Raw genomic sequence first — 19189 nt, 5'->3', positions numbered from 1 at the left:
GCGTTGCGCGGCAGAACTAAGTTCTGCCGCACAACGGCCGAAAGCTGGGACTTCCCTGTTGTTCCCACGCTGTCCACCCCATGCCGTTTGCCGCCTTTCGCCGCTGGTCCATCCAGCGCAAGCTCCTGACCAGCATGCTGTCGTGCCTGGTCTTGTTCATCGCCATCTCCGTCGTGACCGGGGTGGTGCTCACCCAGAGGGCGCTTGAAAAGCGTGTGGTGGCCGAAGAGCTGCCCGCCGTGCTCGACGGCGTGCGTGCCGACATCCAGCGCCAGATCGCCGAGCCTCTGACGGCCTCGATCGACATGGCCGACAACCACTTCCTGATGCGCTGGGAAGCCGCCGGCCAGCCCGAAGACGGCGCCGAGGCCTTCAAGGCCTACGCCGCCCGCCTGAAGGCCAAGCACCAAGCTGCGGCGGTGTACTGGCTGTCCGAGGCCAACCGCCACTACTGGGGCGAGACCGGCGTGCAGCGCACGGTGGGCCCTGAAGAAGGCTGGTTCGCCAAGTTCCTGGCCAGCGGCAAGCCCTACTCCATCGACCTGGAGAAGGACAAGTCCAGCAACGAGTTCATGCTGTTCATCAACGCCCGCTTCGATGCCGGTGCCGGCCACGCCGGGCTGGCCGGCCTGGGCCTGTCGGTGAACGCGCTGGCCAGCAAGATCCAGCAGTACCGCATCGGTGAGACCGGCTCGGTGATGCTGGTGCGCGCCAATGGCACGGTGATCGTGCACCGCGATGTGGCCCTGGCCGATGGCAAGCATGCATTGGCCGATCTGCCAGGCTTCAGCGCCCCAGCTGCGGCCACGCTGCTCAAGGACCAGCAGAAGTTCAGCCACGTGCTGCACGAGAGTCCGGAGGGTGAGCGCGTGCTGGCCTCCAGCTACGTGCCCGAGCTCAATGCCTATGTCGTGGCCACGGTGCCCAAGGCCGAGCTGCTGGCCGAGGTGACCCGCGTGGCCTGGACAGCACCGCTGTTCGCCGGCGTGGTTGGCGGTGGCCTGGCCCTGGTGCTGATCGTGTGGGTGTCCGGCGCCATCGCGGCCCCTGTGCGGCGCGCCGCCGCCCTGCTGGGCGAGATCGCCAATGGCGATGGCGACCTGAGCCGTCGCATGCAGGTGGACACCGAAGACGAGATCGGCCAGCTGGCCGAGGCCTTCAACCGTTTCGTCGATGTGTTGCAGCAGATGGTGCGCCAGGTACGCGCCTCGTCCGAATCCATCGCCACGGCCACGGCCGAGGTGGCCACCGGCAACCTGGACCTGAGCAACCGGACCGAGCAGACCAGCAGCTCGCTGCAGCAGACGGCCGCCGCCATGTGCCAGCTCACCGAGCAGGTGCAGAACAACGCGGCCAACACGCGTGAGGCCAATGCCCTGGCGCGCTCGGCCCAGACCGTGGCCACGCGTGGCGGCGCCGCGATGGACGAGGTAGAGCGCACGATGGGCGGCATCGACGAATCCTCGCGCCGCATCGGCGACATCATCGGCGTGATCGATGGCATCGCCTTCCAGACCAACATCCTGGCGTTGAACGCCGCGGTGGAAGCCGCTCGTGCTGGCGAACAGGGCCGAGGTTTCGCGGTGGTGGCCGGCGAGGTGCGATCACTGGCGCAACGCAGCGCCCAGGCGGCCAAGGAAGTGCGTGGCCTCATCGTTGCTTCGATGGAGCAGGCCCAGGGTGGGCGCGAGCAGGTGCGCAACGCGGGCGAAACGATGCGCGAGCTGCTGGATTCCGTCGGACGCGTGGCCCAGCTGATCGACGGCATCAGCGGCGGCACACAGCAGCAGAGCCAGGGCATCGGCGAGGTCAACACGGCCGTGCTGCAGCTCGACTCGATGACGCAGCAGAACGCGGCCCTGGTGGAAGAAGGTTCGGCCGCCGCCGAAAGCCTGCGCGAGCAGGCGGCCACGCTGGCTGCGGCGGTCGGGCGCTTCAAGCTGGCTTGAGCTGAAACAAAACGATACCCAGCGATACCGCGCGGAGACCCACCCGCATGGTGCTTCCGAGATCATGAAGCCATCCCATCACAGGAGCCTTCATGAGCCTCTTTCACGCACTCGCCAGAGCCCACCGCCATGCCTACCAGGAGCGCCATGGGCACCATCACGGACATTCTCGCGGACACCCCCATCACCACAGCGGCGCCCATTTGGGGCACTTCGACGGCGACGCCGCCGACCTGGTCGAGTTGCTGGCTGACCGCATCAGCCAGCGTCTTGACCTGAACGGCGAGCAGCAGGCCCGCCTCGCCCGCCTGCTGGCCGCCGCACAGCAACAACGACAGGCGCTGCGCCGCGATGTGCTCGTGCCCGAGCTGCGAGACCTGCTGGCTGGCACCACGCTGGACCGCGAGGCCACCCGCCTGCTGCTCAGCGAACGCATCGCCGCCGTGCAGGCCTCCGCGCCCACCCTGATCGATGCCCTGGCCGATTTCTTCGACGCGCTCGACGCCGAACAGCAGCAGGTGCTGCGCTTCATGCTGAGGCTCAAACGCCGTGGCTGGGGCAGGGCTGGCCGGGAACAAGCCGACAGCACCGACCGATCAGAGGCCCGGTGATGGAGCGCCGGGACTGCCGCCAGCCCCCGGGCCGTTTCGTGCCCCGCATCGACCGCAACCGCTGCGAAGGCAAGGGCGACTGCCTGGACGTGTGCCCCCACGACGTGTTCATCCTCGACGTGCTGCCTGCCGACCAGCGAGGCGGTCTGTCGATGATCGGCCGCGTGAAGGGCTGGGCTCATGGCTGGCGGCAGGCCTTCACACCCAACGCCGACGCCTGCCAGGCCTGTGGGCAATGCATCACCGCCTGCCCGGAGGGCGCCATCACCCTGGTGCGCGCCGACACCGTGCACAATGTTCCGCACCATGGCCCGCGTTCTGCTGATCGATGACGACGAGGCGCTGGCCCCGCCGCTGGCGCAGTACCTGGCCCGGTTCGATCTCGAACTGGTGGCCGCGGTGCGCCCCAGCGACGGCCTGCGCCAGCTGGAGGCCGGATCGTTCGATGCACTGATCCTGGATGGCATGCTGCCCGAGATCGATGGCTTCGAGTTCTGCAAGCGCTTGCGCGCCGGCGACGAGCCGTGGCGGCAGCTGCCCGTGCTGATGCTCAGCGCACGGGGGGATCTCACCGACCGCGTGGTGGGCCTGGAGCTGGGCGCCGACGACTACCTCGCCAAGCCCTTCGAGCCACGCGAGCTGGCCGCCCGCCTGCAGAGCCTGCTGCGCCGTGCGGTCAGGGCTGCTGCGGCCTCAGGCCCGCCTTCTGCCGCCGCCGTGGTCGCCACGCCGGCAGGGACGGCCCGACAGCGCCGCTTCGACGGGCTGGTGCTCGACCTGGACCGCCGCGAGGCCCGCGCCGACGACGGCCACGTCTTCGAGCTCACCAGCACCGAGTACGAGCTGCTGCTGATGCTGGCGGCCGAGCCGGGCAAGGTCTTCACCCGCGACGAGATCCTCAACCGCCTGCGCGGCCAGGAGGCCGAGCTCTTCACCCGCTCGGTCGACATCCTGGTCAGCCGCCTGCGCAAGAAGCTGGGCACCCTGGACGCCATCAAGACCTTGCGCAACGCCGGCTACTGCCTCGCGCTGGCGCCCCGGCCCTGAAAGGGTTCACCGATGTTTTCCCGACACCACCGCCAGGCCCGCCGGGCGCGCCGCATGCAGCGGCACCTGGTGGCCATGGGCTACCCCACGCCCGAGGCCTGGTTCGAGGCCTGGCGTGCGGCCAGGCTCGATGGGATGGCGCCATCGGCCTCGCCCCATCCCCACGGCGCGGAGTGGCCCCAACACCCCTGGCACGCGTTGCGCGCCTACGACCGCCTGTGGCACTGGCATCACCTCCACGACCATGCGCCCAACTGGCGGCGGCGTTTCCGGCATTCGCTAGGCGCGCGCCTGACCCTGGTCTTCCTGGTGTTGGCCGGCATCGGCGGCGGGTTCCTGCACTGGGCAGGCCAGCAAGGCCTGGGCTGGGGCTGGATGCTGGGCGCTGTCCTGCTGCTCACCGTCCTGGCCTACGCCAGCACGCGTGTGATGCTGATGCCGCTGCGCGTACTGGCCCATGGCGTGGCCGCCTTCGGCCGGGGCCAGCTGTCGCACCGCGTGCACCTGCGCCATGCCGACGAGATCGGCGCGCTGGGCGCCCGCTTCAACCGCATGGCCGACGACATCCAGGCCATGCTCGATGCCAAGCGCGAGTTGCTGCTCGCCATCAGCCACGAGCTGCGCAGCCCGCTGACCCGCGCTCGCCTGAACGCCGAGTTGCTGGACGAAGGCCCCAGCCAGCAGGCGGTTGTCCACGAGCTGGGCCAGATGCGCGACCTGATCGAGAACCTGCTCGAGCGTGAACGTTTGGACACCGGTCACAGTGCCTTGCGCCTGGACGACTGCACCTGGCCCGACCTCGTCGCCGAGCTGCTGGACAGGCGCTTCAGCGAGGCGCGGTCCACAGGACTGCTGCAGCTGGCGCTGGCCCCGGATCTGCCGCCCATGCGCCTGGACCGCAGCCGCGTTCAGGTGTTGCTGGGCAACCTGCTGGACAACGCCTTGCGCCACCACGATGCCGGGAAGGGCGCGGTGCAGTTGAGCGTGTCCTTGTCGGCCAGGCCCGCAGGCACAGCGGGGCAGGGCGGTCAGCCCTGCGTGCGCCTCTTGGTGCGGGATTTCGGGCCGGGCGTGCCTCCCGATGTGCTGGGTCAGCTCGGCCAGCCCTTTTTCCGCCCGGATGCTGCCCGCACGCGCGGAGGCGGTGGCGTCGGGCTGGGCCTCAATCTGTGTCGCCTGATCGCCGAAGCCCATGGCGGCTCGCTGGTGCTGCGCAATGCCGAGCCGGGCTTGGAGGCCTTGGTGGAGCTGCCGGCCGTCTCCTGACAAGAAAAAGCCCCCGACATCCATGGGACGTCGGGGGCTTGGGGGGTAGGGGCGAGGCCGGCACCGCCGTTGGCGGCACCTCGGGCCCGGCTCAGTCCTTGATCTCCAGCGACCTGTTCACCCGCAGGGCGGCCAGGGTGCACACCGAGCCCGACAGCAGGTACAGGCTCAGGTAGGCCAGTCCGAAGTGGGCTGACAGTCCCAGGGCCACCAGGGGTGCAAAGGCCGCCCCGATCAGCCAGGCGAAATCGGAGGTCAGCGCCGCACCGGCGTAGCGGTACTGAGGGGCGAAGTTGGCCGTCACCGCGCCCGCTGCCTGGCCGTAGGACAGGCCCAGCAGAGCAAAGCCCAGCAGGATGAAGGTGTCCTGCATGGCCGGCCCGCCCGACAGCAGCATCGGTGCAAAGGCGCTGAACACGCCGATCGCGATGGCCAGGGCGCCCAGCGTGCGGCGGCGGCCGATGCGGTCGGCGATCCGGCCGGAGGCCAGCATGCCCACGATGGCGATGCCGCCCCCCACGATCTGCACCGACAGCACGTCGTTGACTGACTGCGTGTTGCTCAACGCGATCCAGGACAGCGGGAAGACTGTCACGATGTGGAAAAGCGCGTAGCTGGCCAGGGCGGCGAAGGCCCCCAGGAAGATGTTGTAACCCTGGGCCCGCACCAACTCATGGAGGTGCACCGGCTCGAGTTCACGTTCTTCCAGCAACTGGGTGTACTCCTCCGTCACCACCAGCCTCAGGCGGGCGAACAAAGCCACGACGTTGATGGCAAAGGCCACGTAGAAGGGATAGCGCCAGCCCCAGGCCAGGAAATCTGCCGGGCTCAGGCTGCTGTGCAGGTACAGGAACAAGGCACTGGCGATGATGAAGCCCACCGGTGCGCCCAGCTGTCCGAGCATCGCGTACCAGCCGCGCCGGCCTTCAGGCGCGTTCAGTGCCAGCAGGGAGGGCAGGCCGTCCCATGAGCCGCCCAGTGCGATCCCCTGCAGGAAGCGCAGGCCCGACAGCAGCAGGATGGCATTGAAGCCCAGGCTGGCGTAGCCGGGCAGGAAGGCGATGCTGGCTGTGGAAAAACCCAGCAAAAACAAGGCCATGGTGAGCTTGGTGCCGCGTCCCCAGCGTCGCTGGGCTGCCATGAACAACGCCGTACCCAGGGGCCTGGCGATGAACGCGAACGAGAAGATCACGAAGGACCAGAGCGTGCCTTCGAGCCGGTCCATGTGCGGAAAGAACACCGCGGGGAAGACCAGCACCGAGGCGATGCCGTAGACGAAGAAGTCGAAGTACTCGGACGCTCTGCCGATCACGACGCCCACGGCGATCTCGCCGGGGGCGATGGGGGAGTGGCCGTTGGCCGTCCTCAGCCGGGCATCGTCTTCGAGACTGCCGGAATTGGGTTCCGGGTGGGTACTGCTGATGCTGGTCATCATTCGTTCTCCGTTGTGGATGTTGTTCGTGTTCGATGCGGACAACTCAAGAGTCGCACCATCCAACAAAAATGACCATGGACAAAACGTCCAATTCCCAGCCCTTCTCATTGGGTGTAGATTCTGCGGCTCCTGGGCCTCACGCGCTCCAAATAAATTCCCGTTCGGCAATGCCTTTCATCAAGAACTACCGGGCCCTCCTTCTGGCCCCCGTCATCGCCCTGCTGGCCGGTTGCAATGCGGTCGTGATGAGCCCATCCGGGGATGTGGCCGCCCAGCAACGCGACCTCATCGTCATCTCGACCGTGCTGATGCTGCTGATCATCGTACCGGTGATCTTCTTGACCCTGCTGTTTGCCTGGCGTTATCGCCAGTCCAACACCAAGGCCGACTATGCGCCGGATTGGGACCACTCCACCCAGCTCGAGCTGGTGATCTGGGCAGCGCCGCTGCTGATCATCATCGCCCTGGGGGCCATCACCTGGATCAGCACCCACAAGCTCGACCCCTACCGTCCGCTGGACCGCGTCTCCGCCGACAAGCCGCTGGCGGCTGGCGTCAAGCCGCTGGAGGTCGAGGTGGTCTCCCTGGACTGGAAGTGGGTCTTCTTCCTGCCCGAGCAGGGCATCGCCACGGTCAATGAACTGGCCGCGCCGGTGGACCGCCCCATCCGCTTCAAGCTCACCTCGAGCACCACGATGAACGCGTTCTACGTGCCTGCCCTGGCCGGCATGATCTACACCATGCCCGGCATGCAGACCGAACTGAACGCGGTCATCAACAAGCCGGGTGAGTACAAGGGCATGTCCTCGCACTACAGCGGCTCCGGCTTCTCGGGCATGACCTTCAAGTTCCATGGCCTGAGCGATGCCGACTTCGACAAGTGGGTCGCCAAGGCCAAGGCCGAGGGCAAGCCCCTGACGCGCGATGTCTACCGCGAGCTGGCCAAGCCCAGCGAGCGCAACCCCGTCGAGTTGTTCTCCACGGTCGAGCCGGGCCTGTACAAGCGCGTGCTGAACCTGTGCGTCGAAGACGGCCAGAAGTGCATGCACGAGTTGATGGCCCAGGACGCCGTGCGCAACAAGCCCGGCGCGAAGGCTGCCCCGGAGCACGCCGGCCATGCAGCGCACGGCGAACACGCCGCCAGCGCCGCTGATAGCGCCCAACACGGCCAGCACCACGGTGGTGGTGAGCATTGAGATCGAGAGGGACCTCTCTCTGAGCAGGTCTCCGCGAGCCCCTTTTTGAGTGACTAGCCATGCATGAACATTCTTCCGTAGCGCCCCACTGGCTGTTGGGGCGGCTGACCTGGGACTCGATCCCGATGGCGCACGAGCCCATCCTGCTGTGGACCTTCATCGCCGTCGTGCTGGGTGGCATCGGCCTGCTGGGCCTGCTGACCAAGCTGCGCCTGTGGGGCCCGCTGTGGCGCGACTGGTTCTGCAGCATCGACCACAAGAAGATCGGCATCATGTACATGGTGCTGGGCATCGTGATGCTGCTGCGCGGCTTCGCCGACGCGCTCATGATGCGCCTGCAGCAGGCCCTCGCCTTCGGCGACAACATGGGCTACCTGCCGCCGCACCACTACGACCAGGTCTTCACGGCCCACGGCGTGATCATGATCTTCTTCGTGGCCATGCCGCTGGTCACGGGCCTGATGAACTTCGTCGTGCCGCTGCAGATCGGTGCGCGCGACGTGGCTTTCCCCTTCCTGAACAACTTCAGCTTCTGGATGACCACGGCCGGCGCCGTGCTGGTGATGGTCTCGCTGTTCCTGGGCGAGTTCTCCACCGCCGGCTGGCTGGCCCTGTCCAACCTGGGCAACCAGAACCCCGGGGTGGGCCTGGATTACTACATCTGGTCCTTGCAGATCGCGGGGGTGGGCACGACGCTGTCGGGCATCAACCTGCTGGTCACCATCGTCAAGATGCGTGCACCTGGCATGGGCATGATGAAGATGCCAGTGTTCACCTGGACCTCGCTGTGCACCAACGCCCTGATCGTGGCCTCGTTCCCGATCCTGACCGCAGCCCTGGTGCTGATGTCGCTGGACCGTTACGCCGGCACCAACTTCTTCACGAACACGCTGGGCGGCAACCCCATGCTGTACGTGAACCTGATCTGGATCTGGGGCCACCCCGAGGTCTACATCCTGATCCTGCCCGCCTTCGGCATCTTCTCCGAAGTGGTGGCCACGTTCAGCCGCAAGCGCCTGTTCGGCTACACCTCCATGGTGTACGCGACGGTGTGTATCACCATCCTGTCCTACCTGGTGTGGCTGCACCACTTCTTCACCATGGGCTCAGGTGCCAGCGTGAACTCGTTCTTCGGGATCACGACCATGATCATCTCGATCCCGACGGGCGCGAAGATCTTCAACTGGCTGTTCACCATGTACCGCGGCCGCATCCGCTTCACGGTGCCCATGCTCTGGACCATCGGCTTCATGGTCACCTTCGCCATCGGCGGCATGACCGGCGTGCTGCTGGCCGTGCCCCCGGCCGACTTCGTGTTGCACAACAGCCTGTTCCTGATCGCCCACTTCCACAACGTGATCATCGGCGGCGTGCTGTTCGGCCTGATGGCAGGCATCAACTACTGGTTCCCCAAGGCCTTCGGCTACAAGCTCGATGAGTTCTGGGGCAAGTGCTCGTTCTGGTTCTGGCTGGTCGGCTTCTACGTGGCCTTCATGCCGCTGTACGTGCTGGGCCTGATGGGCGTGACCCGCCGGGTCAACCACTTCGAAGACCCATCCCTGCAGATCTGGTTCGTGATCGCCGCCTGCGGCGCCGCGCTGATCGCCGCCGGCATCGGCTGCTTCCTGCTGCAACTGATCGTCAGCTACCTCAAGCGCGAGCAACTTCGCGACGTCACGGGTGATCCCTGGGACGGCCGCACGCTGGAATGGGCCACGGCCTCGCCCCCGCCCAACTACAACTTCGCGTTCACGCCCGTGGTGTATGAGCAGGATGCCTGGTGGGACATGAAGCAGCACGGCTACAAGCGTCCGCTGCAGGGCTTCCAGGCCATCCACATGCCGCTGAACACCGGCTCCGGCGTGGTGCTGTCGGTGCTGTCCCTGGTGTGGGGTTTCGCGATGATCTGGCACATGTGGCCGCTGGCCATCGCCTCGTTCGCGGCCATCGTGATCGGCGCGATCATCCATACCTTCAACTACAAGCGTGATTACCACATCCCGGCGAGCGAAGTGATCGTCGCCGAGAACGCACGCACCGAACTGCTGGCCCGCCATGTCTGATCTCGCCCATACCGCCGGCGCCCCTGGCGCCCCCCGCGAGTACCACCTCGCGCACGAACCGCATCCGGAGAACGGCACCGCGCTGGGCTTCTGGATGTACCTGATGAGCGACTGTCTCATCTTCGCGGCACTGTTCGCCACCTATGGCGTGCTGGGTCGTGCCTACGCTGGCGGCCCTGGCGGCGCCGAGCTGTTCGATCTGAAGCTGGTGGCCATCAACACGGCCTTCCTGCTGCTCTCGTCGATCACGTTCGGCTTCGCCATGCTGCGCAAGCAGTTGAACGACAAGGGTGGCACGTTGGCCTGGCTGGCCGTGACCCTTGTGTTCGGCCTGGCCTTCCTGGGCCTGGAACTCTATGAGTTCCATCACCTGATCCACATCGGCGCCACGCCGCAGAGCAGCGCCTTCCTGTCGGCCTTCTTCACGCTGGTCGGCACCCACGGTCTGCACGTCACGTTCGGCTCCATCTGGCTGATCGTGCTGATGGTGCAGATCAGCAAGCATGGCCTGATCCACGAGAACAAGCGTCGCCTGATGTGCCTGTCCATGTTCTGGCACTTCCTGGACGTGGTCTGGATCGGCGTCTTCACCTTCGTCTACCTGATGGGAGTGCTGCCATGAGCGCGCATACCGACCAACACGCTCACCACGGTGGGCACGATGACCACGCCCACCATGATCATCACGATGAAGGCGGCCACGCCGAGAGCACCCTCAAGGGCTACACCATCGGCTTCATCCTGTCGGTCATCCTGACGGCCATTCCGTTCTGGCTGGTGATGGACAACGTGATCTCCGATTCCGGCACGCTGGCCCTGACCCTGCTCGGCTTCGGTGCCGTGCAGATCATCGTGCACATGGTGTACTTTCTGCACATGAACGCGAAGTCGGAAGGCGGCTGGACCATGGTGTCCACGGTCTTCACGGTGGTGCTGGTGGTGATCACGCTGGCGGGCTCGCTGTGGGTGATGTTCCACATGAACACCAACATGATGGCTGGCCACAGCCACGAGATGACGCATCCGAACTGAGGCACGTCTCATGCAGGTCTCCGAGGGAGCGGCGCCCGCGCGCCGCGGCCCCCGCTCCAAGGCCGCGTTGATCGTTCTGGCGATCGTCGCGGCCTTGCTGTTTGCGGGTTTCGTGGCGCTGGGCACCTGGCAGGTGCAGCGGCGCGCCTGGAAGCTCGACCTGATCGAGCGCGTCACGCAACGGGTGAACGCGCCGGCCGAGGCCGCGCCCGGCCCGGCCGAGTGGCCGCGCGTCAACGCGGCCGAGCATGAGTACCGCCATGTGCGCCTGTCCGGCAAGTTCGTGCACGAGGATGAAAGCCTGGTGCAGGCCAGCACGGTGCGGGGTGGCGGCTTCTGGGTGATCACGCCCTTGCGCCGGGCTGATGGCAGTGTGGTGCTGGTCAACCGGGGCTTCGTGCCACCCGAGTTGAAGGACCCGGCCAAGCGGGCGTCGTGCAACCCGGCGCTCGAAGTGTCCGTGAGCGGCCTGCTGCGCCTGAGCGAGCCTGGTGGCGGCTTCCTGCGGCAGAACGACCCTGCTGCCGGCCGCTGGTTCTCGCGTGATGTGCCGGCCATCGCCCAGGCCCACGGCCTCACGCGTGTGGCGCCTTATTTCGTGGATGCCGATGCCACCACTTCGCCGGAGGTTCAGTCCGCGCCGATCGGCGGGCTCACCGTGCTGGCGTTCTCGACCAACCACCTGGTCTATGCCATCACCTGGTACACGCTGGCGCTGATGGTGGCCGGCGCAGCCTGGTACGTGGTCCGTGTGGAACGACGCGACGCGGGCATGCAGGACAATGCGGGCCATGCCGATCCGGACGCCCGCCACGACAACCCCGACCAGCCGCCCCGCTGAGGCGCCTGACAGCCGCCCTGCGCAGGGCGTGGCGGCCGCACGCATCCGCCGTTTCTCCGAGGCCACAGGCCTGAAGAACATGCAGCTGCTGATCCAGCTGCGCTGGATCGCCGTGGCCGGGCAGGTGATCACCATCGGGGTGGTGCACTACGGCCTGGGCATCGCGCTGCCGCTGCAGCCGCTGATGGTGGTGCTGGCAGCCATCGTGCTCTTCAATGTGGCCAGCCGCCTGCGCTGGCAGGTCCAGAAGACGGTCACCGACGGTGAGCTGCTGCTGGCCCTGCTGGTGGATGTCGGCATGCTGACGCTGATGCTGTATTTCACGGGCGGGGCGGCCAACCCCTTCTCGTGGCTGTACCTGCTGCAGGTCACCCTGGGAGCCATGTTGCTCACCCCGAGCGCCACCTGGATCATGGTGATCGCCAGCACCTTGTGCTTTGCCTGGCTGGCGCTGCTGGCCCGCCCTCTGCCCATGCCCGCGCACATGGAGGGCGGCCTGGCCAATCCTTATGTGCAGGGCATGCTGGTGTGCTTCGCGCTCAACGCCTTCCTGCTGGTCACCTTCATCATCCGCATCACGCGCAACCTGCGCCAGCGTGATGCGCGGCTGGCCGACCTGCGCCAGCGCGCGGCCGAAGAAGAGCACATCGTGCGCATGGGGCTGCTGGCCTCCGGCGCCGCACACGAACTGGGCACGCCCCTGGCCACGCTGGCCGTGATCCTGGGCGACTGGGCGCGCCTGCCGTCCTTCACCTCCGAGCCCGAGTTGCTGGAAGAGGTCACCGAGATGCAGGCGCAGATCCAGCGCTGCAAGGCCATCGTCAGCGGCATCCTGATGTCGGCGGGCGAGGCGCGTGGCGAATCATCCGAAGAAACCAGCATCTGCACCTTCCTGGACGAGCTGGTGGAAGAGTGGCGCGCCACGCGCCCGGTCAGCTCCTTCGTGTACGACAACCGCTTCGGCCACGATGTGCCGGTGGTGTCCGACTCCACCCTCAAGCAGACCATCTGCAACATCCTGGACAATGCGCTGGAGGCCTCGCCCCACCACGTCAGCCTGGAGGTCGAACGCATCGATGACGCGCTGCGCATCACGGTCAAGGACAATGGCACCGGCTTTCCGCCCGAGATGCTGGCGCAGCTGGGCAAGCCCTACCAGTCCAGCAAAGGCCGCCCGGGCCGGGGCATGGGCCTGTTCCTGGTGGTCAACGTGGCGCGCACACTGGGTGGGCGCGTCGTGGCGCGCAACCGCGTGGGCGGTGGCGCGGTGGTGACGCTGACCCTGCCGCTGTCGGCCATCACCCTCGAAGAAGGAGACGATTCATGAGTGATGAGCGTGTGCTGCTCATCGTGGAAGACGATGCCGCGTTCGCGCGGACGCTGGCGCGCTCGTTCGAGCGGCGGCACTACACGGTGATGATCGCGGGCAGCCTGGACGAGGTCAATGCCGTGCTGCAGCAGCGCACCCCGGGCTATGCCGTGGTTGACCTGAAGATCAACGGCGAGGCCTCGGGCCTGGCCTGCGTGCAGAAGCTCAACGCCCACAGCCCCGACATGCTGATCGTGGTGCTGACCGGTTTTGCCAGCATTGCCACCGCGGTGGAGGCCGTGAAGCTGGGCGCCTGCCACTACCTGGCCAAGCCCTCCAACACCGATGACATCGAGGCGGCCTTCGGGCGTGCAGAGGGCGATGTCGAGGTCGAGCTGACCAGCCGCTCCACGTCGATCAAGACGCTGGAGTGGGAGCGCATCCACGAAACCCTGGCCGAGACGGACTTCAACATCTCCGAAACCGCCCGGCGCCTGGGCATGCACCGCCGCACCCTGGCGCGCAAGCTGGAGAAACAGCGCGTGAAGTGACCGGATCGCACAGGGCTTAACAAGTTGCGTTCAGATCATGCTGCCAACTTTCTCACGCTCTCCCTGTAAGCCTGGCGCGGGCTGAGAGGGGGCAGCGGCCCAGGACTACAGGCCCCGCGGCCATGACCGATACAGCGTCATGGCCTTTTTACATGTCCGAGGGGTGAGGCTTCGCCTGCGATTGTGCGGTGGAGGCGGGGCGTGAAGCTCAAGACGGTCTCGCACACCATGTTCGTGGGCGCCATGCTGGCGCTCATGGCCAACTTCGCCTTCCTGCTGGTCATCCGCTCGGCCTTCGACAACAGCGCCCAGGTGGCGGGCCAGCGTGAGCAGACCACGCGCGCGCTGGAGCACCTGCGCCAGGAAACCGATCTGCTGCGCCGCCTGGTGCGGGCCTACACGGCCACCGGCAACGCCAAGTACCTGCTCACCTACTACGACATCTATGCCATCCGCCAGGGCGAGAAGGGCGATCCGGCTGTGGGCGACCCGAGCGCCTTCTGGGAAGCCCGCCTGATCCATCAGCGCCTGGAACCGTTGCCGGCCATCGGTGACAAGCTGCCCCTGCTGGCCCGCATGAAGGCCTTGAACCTCAGCGCGGACGAGCTGGCCAGCCTCCAGCGGGTGGTGGACGCCACCGAGCGCCTCAAGAAGACCGAGCAGGTGGCCTTCGCCGCCACGCAGGGGCTGTACGACGCCGAGCGCCATGCCTTCGTGTCCGAGGGCGAGCCCAACCTGGCCTACGCCACGCAGCTGGTGCACTCACGCGCCTATGAGCAGGACGGGGTCGACCTGACCCGTTCCATCGCCGACCTGACGCAGCGCGCCGATGCCCGCACCGAAGCGGCCGTGCAGGAGGCCTCGACCCGCGTGTCGCGCTTCATCGGCATGGCCGTGGCGGTGGACCTGCTGCTGCTGCCGATGATGGCCGGTGCCCTGATGGTGATCCGGCGCCGCGTGCTGCGGCCCATCGACGCGCTCAGCCGCCAGGCGCGGGCCTTCGCGGCCGGCGACTACACGCTGCGCAGCCAGCTGCGCCCGGATGCAGTACGCGAGATGTTCGCGCTCAGCGCCACCATGGACACGATGGCGCAGTCCATCCAGAACGACCTGGCTGCACGCTCGCAGGTGCAGGCCGCGCTGCAGGAGGCTCGCGACCAGGCCGAATCGGCCACCCGCGCCAAGTCGCTGTTCCTGGCCAACATGAGCCACGAGATCCGCACTCCAATGAACGCGATCATCGGCATGACGCACCTGGCGCAGCAGACGGATCTGAGCGATCAGCAGCGCGACTACCTGGACAAGGTGGCCTCTGCCTCGCAGATCCTGCTCGGTGTGATCAACGACATCCTCGATTTCTCCAAGATCGAGGCCGGACGCCTGACGCTCGAGAACGCGCCCTACCGCGTGGAAGAGGTGGTGGGCAATGCGCTGATGATGGTGCGCCAGAAGGCCCAGGAGCGCGAGATCGAGCTGCTGTGCGAGTTTGCCGATCCGGCCTTGCTGGGCGAAGCGGCCGTGGTCCAGGGCGATGTGCTGCGCGTGGGACAGGTGCTGACCAACCTGTTGTCCAATGCCGTGAAGTTCACGCACAGCGGCCATGTGCGGCTGCGCATCGGCCTGCAGGACCGCCAGGCCGACCGGCTCAAGCTGCGTTTCGAGATCAGCGACACGGGCATCGGCATGAGCCCCGAACAACTGGGGCGTTTGTTCCAGGAGTTCACGCAGGCCGATGACAGCACCACGCGCCGCTATGGCGGCACGGGCTTGGGCCTGAGCATCTGCCAGCGCCTGGCCACGCTGATGGGCGGCAGCATCGAGGCCCGCAGCCAGCTTGGCGCGGGTTCCACCTTCACGGTGCTGCTGCCCGTGAGCGTGGTGGCGGAGCCTGCCGTGGCAGTGAACCCGCCGCTGCCGGTCGAAGCGCTGCGCGTGCTGGTGGTGGACGACCAGCCGGACACGCGTGAAGCCCTGGCCGGGCTGCTGCAGGTCATGGGCGTGGGGCAGGGCAGCCGCGATGGGCGCGATGGCGCCGTGGCCGTGGCCGACAGTGGGGCGCAGGCGCTGGCCCTGGCGCAGGCGGCGACGACGCTGGGGCAGCCTTTCGACCTGGTGCTGCTGGACTGGGTGCTGCCGGACATGCCCGGCGGCGAGGTGCTTCGCCGGCTGCGTGGCGAGCAGCCCGGGCTGGACGTGGTCGTGATATCGGCCTATGGCTGGGACAGCCTGCAGAGCCATGCCACGGGCGCGGGCGCCGACACCTTCCTGCCCAAGCCCATCCTGCCTGCGGCCTTGCGCGGCCTGTTCGCCAGGCTGACCGGGGTAGCGCTGTCGGCGCCCGCCAGTGCGGCGGCACCAGACACCGTCGTGCGCCTGGACGGCCTGCGCGTGCTGCTGGTGGAGGACAACCCGCTGAACCAGCAACTGGCCATCGAACTGCTCAGCCGGCGGGGTGCTGTGGTCAGCTCGGTGGACAACGGCTGCGAAGCCGTCGAGCACCTGCGCATGCAGGGTCCCACGGCCTATGACGTGGTGCTGATGGATCTTCACATGCCGGTGATGGACGGCCGCGAGGCCACGCGCCAGATCCGGGCGGACGAGCGTTTCCGGGCACTGCCCATCCTGGCCATGACCGCGCATGCGCTCGATGAAGAGCGCGAGCAGTGCCTGGCCATCGGCATGCAGGACCACATCAGCAAGCCGCTGGATCCGCGCAGGCTGTACGCGACGCTGGCCGCCTACTGCCCGCAGGTGCAGGCGAACAGTGTGACCATCGCCCCAGTGCCGGTGCCGCCACCACCCACGCCACCTGCGGGGCTGCGCCTGCCCCAGGTGCCTGGCCTGGATGCGCGGCAGGCCGTGGCACGCCTGGATGGCGACCAGGTCCTGTACCTGCAGGTGGTGAATGGCTTCGCGGCCCATGCCGAGACCAACCGGCCCATGCTGGAAGCTGCGCTGGGCGTGCAGGCCTGGGACACCGTGGTGCGCGAGGCGCACACGCTGAGGGGCCTGTGCGCCACGATCGGTGCCCACGGGCTGGCCCAGTTGGCTGCCGCTGTGGAGCAGGCCACCCGCCAGCGCGATGAAGCCGCCATCGGCACGGCGGCGGCGCTCTTGCTGGAACAGCTCGATGATTTCCTGGCGGGGCTGCGCCCTCAGCTCAAGGCACCGGCCGTGCCCGCGCCTGTTTCGGCATCGGACATCCGCCCTGTGGCGAGCGCCGGCCCTGACCACAGCGGGCAGCAGCACAGCCAGCACGTAGAACTCGAACGGCTGGTCCACGATGCCGACAGCGCGGCCATCGGCCTGTGGCGCCAGGAGCGCGAAGGGTTCAGGGCCGTGTTGCACCCGCTGGTGTTCACCCGCCTGGACACGGCGATCGAACAATGCGATTTCGACGCGGCCTTGCGGCTGCTGCAGGAAGAACGAGGTGAGCATGCGATCGATTGACACAAGCCCGGCGGCCCTGCGCGCGGCCGAAGCGGCGCTGGCCTCGCCAGGGCCGCAAACCATCCTGGTGGTGGACGATGCGCCTGCCAACCTCACCTTGCTGGCCGGCCTGCTCGACCAGACCTACCGGGTCAAGCTGGCGTCGTCGGGGGCCAAGGCGCTTGAGCTTGCGCAGCGTTCGCCGCCCGACCTGATCCTGCTGGACGTGATGATGCCCGGCATGGACGGCTACGAGGTCTGCCGCCAGCTCAAGCAAGGTGAGCGCACCCGCCACATCCCGGTGATCTTCCTGACCGCCATGCACGAGGCCGAGGACGAAACGCGCGGCTTCGAGGTGGGCGGCGCAGACTACATCACCAAGCCCATCACCCCGGTGGTGGTCAAGGCCCGCGTGAAGACGCACCTTCAGAACAAGGCCTTCCAGGATTTCCTGAACCAGCGCAATGTGACGCTGCAATCACAGCTGGAGACGCAGATCGCGCAGCTCGACCGGCTGCGTGATTCGACGCTGCACATCATGATCTCCTTCGCCGAGTTCCGTGACGAGGACACCGGCAACCACGTCAAGCGCACGCAGGAGTACGTGCGTGTGCTGGCCACACGGCTGTGGGAGCAGGGCCTGCACCACGACCAGCTCGATCCGCACCGCATCCGCCTGATCGCCAAATCGGCACCGCTGCACGACATCGGCAAGGTGGCCATCCCCGACAGCATCCTGCTCAAGCCGGCCAAGCTCACACCCGAGGAGTTCGAGGTGATGAAGGGCCATCCCATGCACGGCTGGGACATGCTCCACCGTGCCGCATCGCGCCTGGGCGAAGACACGGACTTCCTGCGCTATGCCATGGAGATCGCCCGTTCGCACCACGAGAAGTGGAACGGCTCGGGCTACCCCGACCGGCTGGTGGGTGAGGGCATCCCGCTGTCGGCCCGCCTGATGGCCGTGGCCGATGTGTACGACGCGCTGATCAGCCGCCGGCCCTACAAGGAACCGTTTCCGCACGAGACCGCCATGCGCATGATCGACGAAGGCAGTGGCCAGCATTTCGACCCCCAGATCGTACAGGCGCTGCACGACACCGAGGACACCATCACGGCCATCGCGCGCGAATGGCAGGACTGACACCAGAACACCCATGAACATGACTGGATCATCGAGAGGAACGACGACCATGCCCATCAAGAGCCCCTGGAGCGGTGCGGCCACGGCACTGTTGCTGACCTTGCTGTCGGCCACCGCCGCCCACGCGCAAGAGAAGATGTCTTACTCGCTGTTCGGCACGGTGGGCGCGGCGGTGTCCAACCGCGACTACGCCTACCAGCGCCACATCGACTCTGGCGGCACGCTGGAGCGCGACAGTGTGCTGGGGGGGCAGGTGGATGTGCAGTTCACGCCCGAGTGGTCGGCCACGCTGCAAGGCAAGCTGGCCCCGTCGATGCGGGAGGAGAACCGCTGGGACCTGCGCACCAGCTGGGCCTTCGTGTCCTGGCGGCCCAACAACGAATGGCTGCTGCGGGCCGGCAAGCTGCGCATCCCGCTGTACCTGGCCTCCGAGAACCTGGATGTGGGACAGAGCTACGACTTCGCGCGCCTGCCCACCGACATGTACTCCATCTCGCCCACCAGCGACGTGACGGGCCTGTTCATCACGCGCAACTGGGCGCTGGGCGAGTCCGACCTGAGCCTGGACGCCTACACGGGCCAGGCCCGCATCTGGAACCGGTTCTACTCGCGTGATGCAGGGGTGGATTACGACGTCTTCAAGACCAAGGTCAGCGGGGTCGTCGTCACCTGGCGATCCGACGAGACAGTGCTGCGCCTGGGCTGGCACCATGCGGACACGGAGCCGCGCGGGTCGACCGTGTTCTACCAATCGGCCGAGTACCAGCCCCTGGGCCCCGGTTTCGGCATGTACCTGCCCACCGGGACCTCACCCAAGATCGTCAACGACATCGTGACCGTGGGTGTGGATCAGAAGCTGCCGGACAGCTGGCGGGTGATGGCCGAAGTGGGCCGCAGCTTCCAGCGCAAGACCGATTTTGGCCAGAACACCGTGGGCGGCTATGTGGCCGTGCTCAAGAACCTGGACCGCTGGACACCCTACGCGTATGCCTCGGCGCTCAAGTCGGTGGGGGCACCCAAGCGCCTGCACGAAGCCTTGAGCCAGTCATCCGTGCCCGCGTTCGTGCCGGGTGCCGACAGCTACAACATGGTGCAGCGCCAACTGGCCGACGGCGTGCCCTTCTACGACCAGCACTCGCTGGCCATCGGCACCTCCTTCGCGCTCACCCCGCGCAGCAAGCTCAAGGCCGAGTGGCTGCGCACCTGGGTGGACAAAGGCTCGATCATGGTGGATTCGCCAGGCACCGGCCCGGCCGTGTCCGACGAAACCATCGATGTGCTCTCGCTGAGCTACAGCTTCGCGTTTTGAGGAGTGC

The 19189-nt window shown here is 67.0% G+C and carries 16 protein-coding genes; 15 read left to right on the top strand and 1 reads right to left on the bottom strand.

Annotation, left to right across the window (positions count from 1 at the left end):
• Nucleotides 1–80: 80 nt before the first annotated feature.
• The 5 genes from EIP75_RS09770 to EIP75_RS09750 all read left to right on the top strand — a co-directional run bounded on the left by EIP75_RS09770 (nt 81) and on the right by EIP75_RS09750 (nt 4873).
• On the top strand, nt 81–1949 hold the full coding sequence (locus tag EIP75_RS09770; RefSeq protein ID WP_125243067.1) for a methyl-accepting chemotaxis protein: 1869 nt from the start codon (nt 81–83) through the stop codon (nt 1947–1949).
• Between the two features lie 92 nt (nt 1950–2041).
• On the top strand, nt 2042–2560 hold the full coding sequence (locus EIP75_RS09765) for a Spy/CpxP family protein refolding chaperone (protein WP_125243066.1): 519 nt from the start codon (nt 2042–2044) through the stop codon (nt 2558–2560).
• Entirely contained in the window at nt 2560–2892 is a 333-nt protein-coding gene (locus EIP75_RS09760; RefSeq protein WP_125243065.1) for an ATP-binding protein, read from the top strand. The genes EIP75_RS09765 and EIP75_RS09760 overlap by 1 nt, the downstream gene beginning before the upstream one ends.
• Nucleotides 2867–3607, top strand: a complete 741-nt coding sequence (locus tag EIP75_RS09755; RefSeq protein ID WP_125243064.1) for a response regulator transcription factor — start codon at nt 2867–2869, stop codon at nt 3605–3607. The genes EIP75_RS09760 and EIP75_RS09755 overlap by 26 nt, the downstream gene beginning before the upstream one ends.
• Nucleotides 3608–3619: 12 nt before the next feature.
• The gene (locus tag EIP75_RS09750; RefSeq protein WP_125243063.1) at nt 3620–4873 is read left to right on the top strand and encodes a sensor histidine kinase; all 1254 of its coding nucleotides are present in this window, start codon (nt 3620–3622) and stop codon (nt 4871–4873) included.
• Nucleotides 4874–4964: 91 nt separating this feature from the next.
• Here EIP75_RS09750 and EIP75_RS09745 read toward each other — a convergent pair whose 3' ends face one another.
• Complete coding sequence (locus EIP75_RS09745) at nt 4965–6305, bottom strand: MFS transporter (protein ID WP_125243142.1); 1341 nt, start codon at nt 6303–6305, stop codon at nt 4965–4967.
• Nucleotides 6306–6475: 170 nt separating this feature from the next.
• On the opposite strand from EIP75_RS09745, the gene cyoA reads away from it, so the two are divergent.
• The 10 genes from cyoA to EIP75_RS09695 all read left to right on the top strand — a co-directional run bounded on the left by cyoA (nt 6476) and on the right by EIP75_RS09695 (nt 19182).
• Complete coding sequence (gene cyoA, locus EIP75_RS09740; RefSeq protein ID WP_125243062.1) at nt 6476–7504, top strand: ubiquinol oxidase subunit II; 1029 nt, start codon at nt 6476–6478, stop codon at nt 7502–7504.
• Between the two features lie 59 nt (nt 7505–7563).
• Nucleotides 7564–9567: a cytochrome o ubiquinol oxidase subunit I gene (gene cyoB / locus EIP75_RS09735; protein ID WP_125243061.1), complete on the top strand. Its 2004-nt coding sequence runs from the start codon at nt 7564–7566 to the stop codon at nt 9565–9567.
• Entirely contained in the window at nt 9560–10189 is a 630-nt protein-coding gene (gene cyoC, locus EIP75_RS09730) for a cytochrome o ubiquinol oxidase subunit III (protein WP_125243060.1), read from the top strand. Before cyoB ends, cyoC begins: the two co-directional genes overlap by 8 nt.
• Nucleotides 10186–10599 carry a cytochrome o ubiquinol oxidase subunit IV gene (cyoD, locus tag EIP75_RS09725; RefSeq protein ID WP_125243059.1) on the top strand — a complete coding sequence of 138 codons (414 nt, stop codon included), beginning with the start codon at nt 10186–10188 and terminating at the stop codon, nt 10597–10599. The genes cyoC and cyoD overlap by 4 nt, the downstream gene beginning before the upstream one ends.
• Nucleotides 10600–10609: 10 nt before the next feature.
• Nucleotides 10610–11440: an SURF1 family protein gene (locus tag EIP75_RS09720; RefSeq protein ID WP_125243058.1), complete on the top strand. Its 831-nt coding sequence runs from the start codon at nt 10610–10612 to the stop codon at nt 11438–11440.
• On the top strand, nt 11391–12767 hold the full coding sequence (locus EIP75_RS09715) for an ATP-binding protein (protein WP_125243057.1): 1377 nt from the start codon (nt 11391–11393) through the stop codon (nt 12765–12767). Before EIP75_RS09720 ends, EIP75_RS09715 begins: the two co-directional genes overlap by 50 nt.
• Nucleotides 12764–13300 carry a response regulator transcription factor gene (locus tag EIP75_RS09710; protein WP_125243056.1) on the top strand — a complete coding sequence of 179 codons (537 nt, stop codon included), beginning with the start codon at nt 12764–12766 and terminating at the stop codon, nt 13298–13300. The genes EIP75_RS09715 and EIP75_RS09710 overlap by 4 nt, the downstream gene beginning before the upstream one ends.
• 201 nt (nt 13301–13501) lie before the next feature.
• Nucleotides 13502–16750, top strand: coding sequence for a HAMP domain-containing sensor histidine kinase (locus EIP75_RS09705; RefSeq protein ID WP_125243055.1), 3249 nt, complete (start codon nt 13502–13504; stop codon nt 16748–16750).
• Entirely contained in the window at nt 16737–17873 is a 1137-nt protein-coding gene (locus tag EIP75_RS09700; RefSeq protein WP_125243054.1) for a response regulator, read from the top strand. The genes EIP75_RS09705 and EIP75_RS09700 overlap by 14 nt, the downstream gene beginning before the upstream one ends.
• Before the next feature lie 49 nt (nt 17874–17922).
• Entirely contained in the window at nt 17923–19182 is a 1260-nt protein-coding gene (locus tag EIP75_RS09695) for a hypothetical protein (RefSeq protein ID WP_125243053.1), read from the top strand.
• The last annotated feature ends 7 nt before the right edge of the window (nt 19183–19189 follow it).

Source organism: Aquabacterium soli (genome assembly GCF_003933735.1).
Lineage (GTDB): Bacteria > Pseudomonadota > Gammaproteobacteria > Burkholderiales > Burkholderiaceae_C > Aquabacterium > Aquabacterium soli.
Note: the sequence above shows the minus strand (reverse complement) of the source record. Positions and strands in the feature narration are given on the sequence as shown.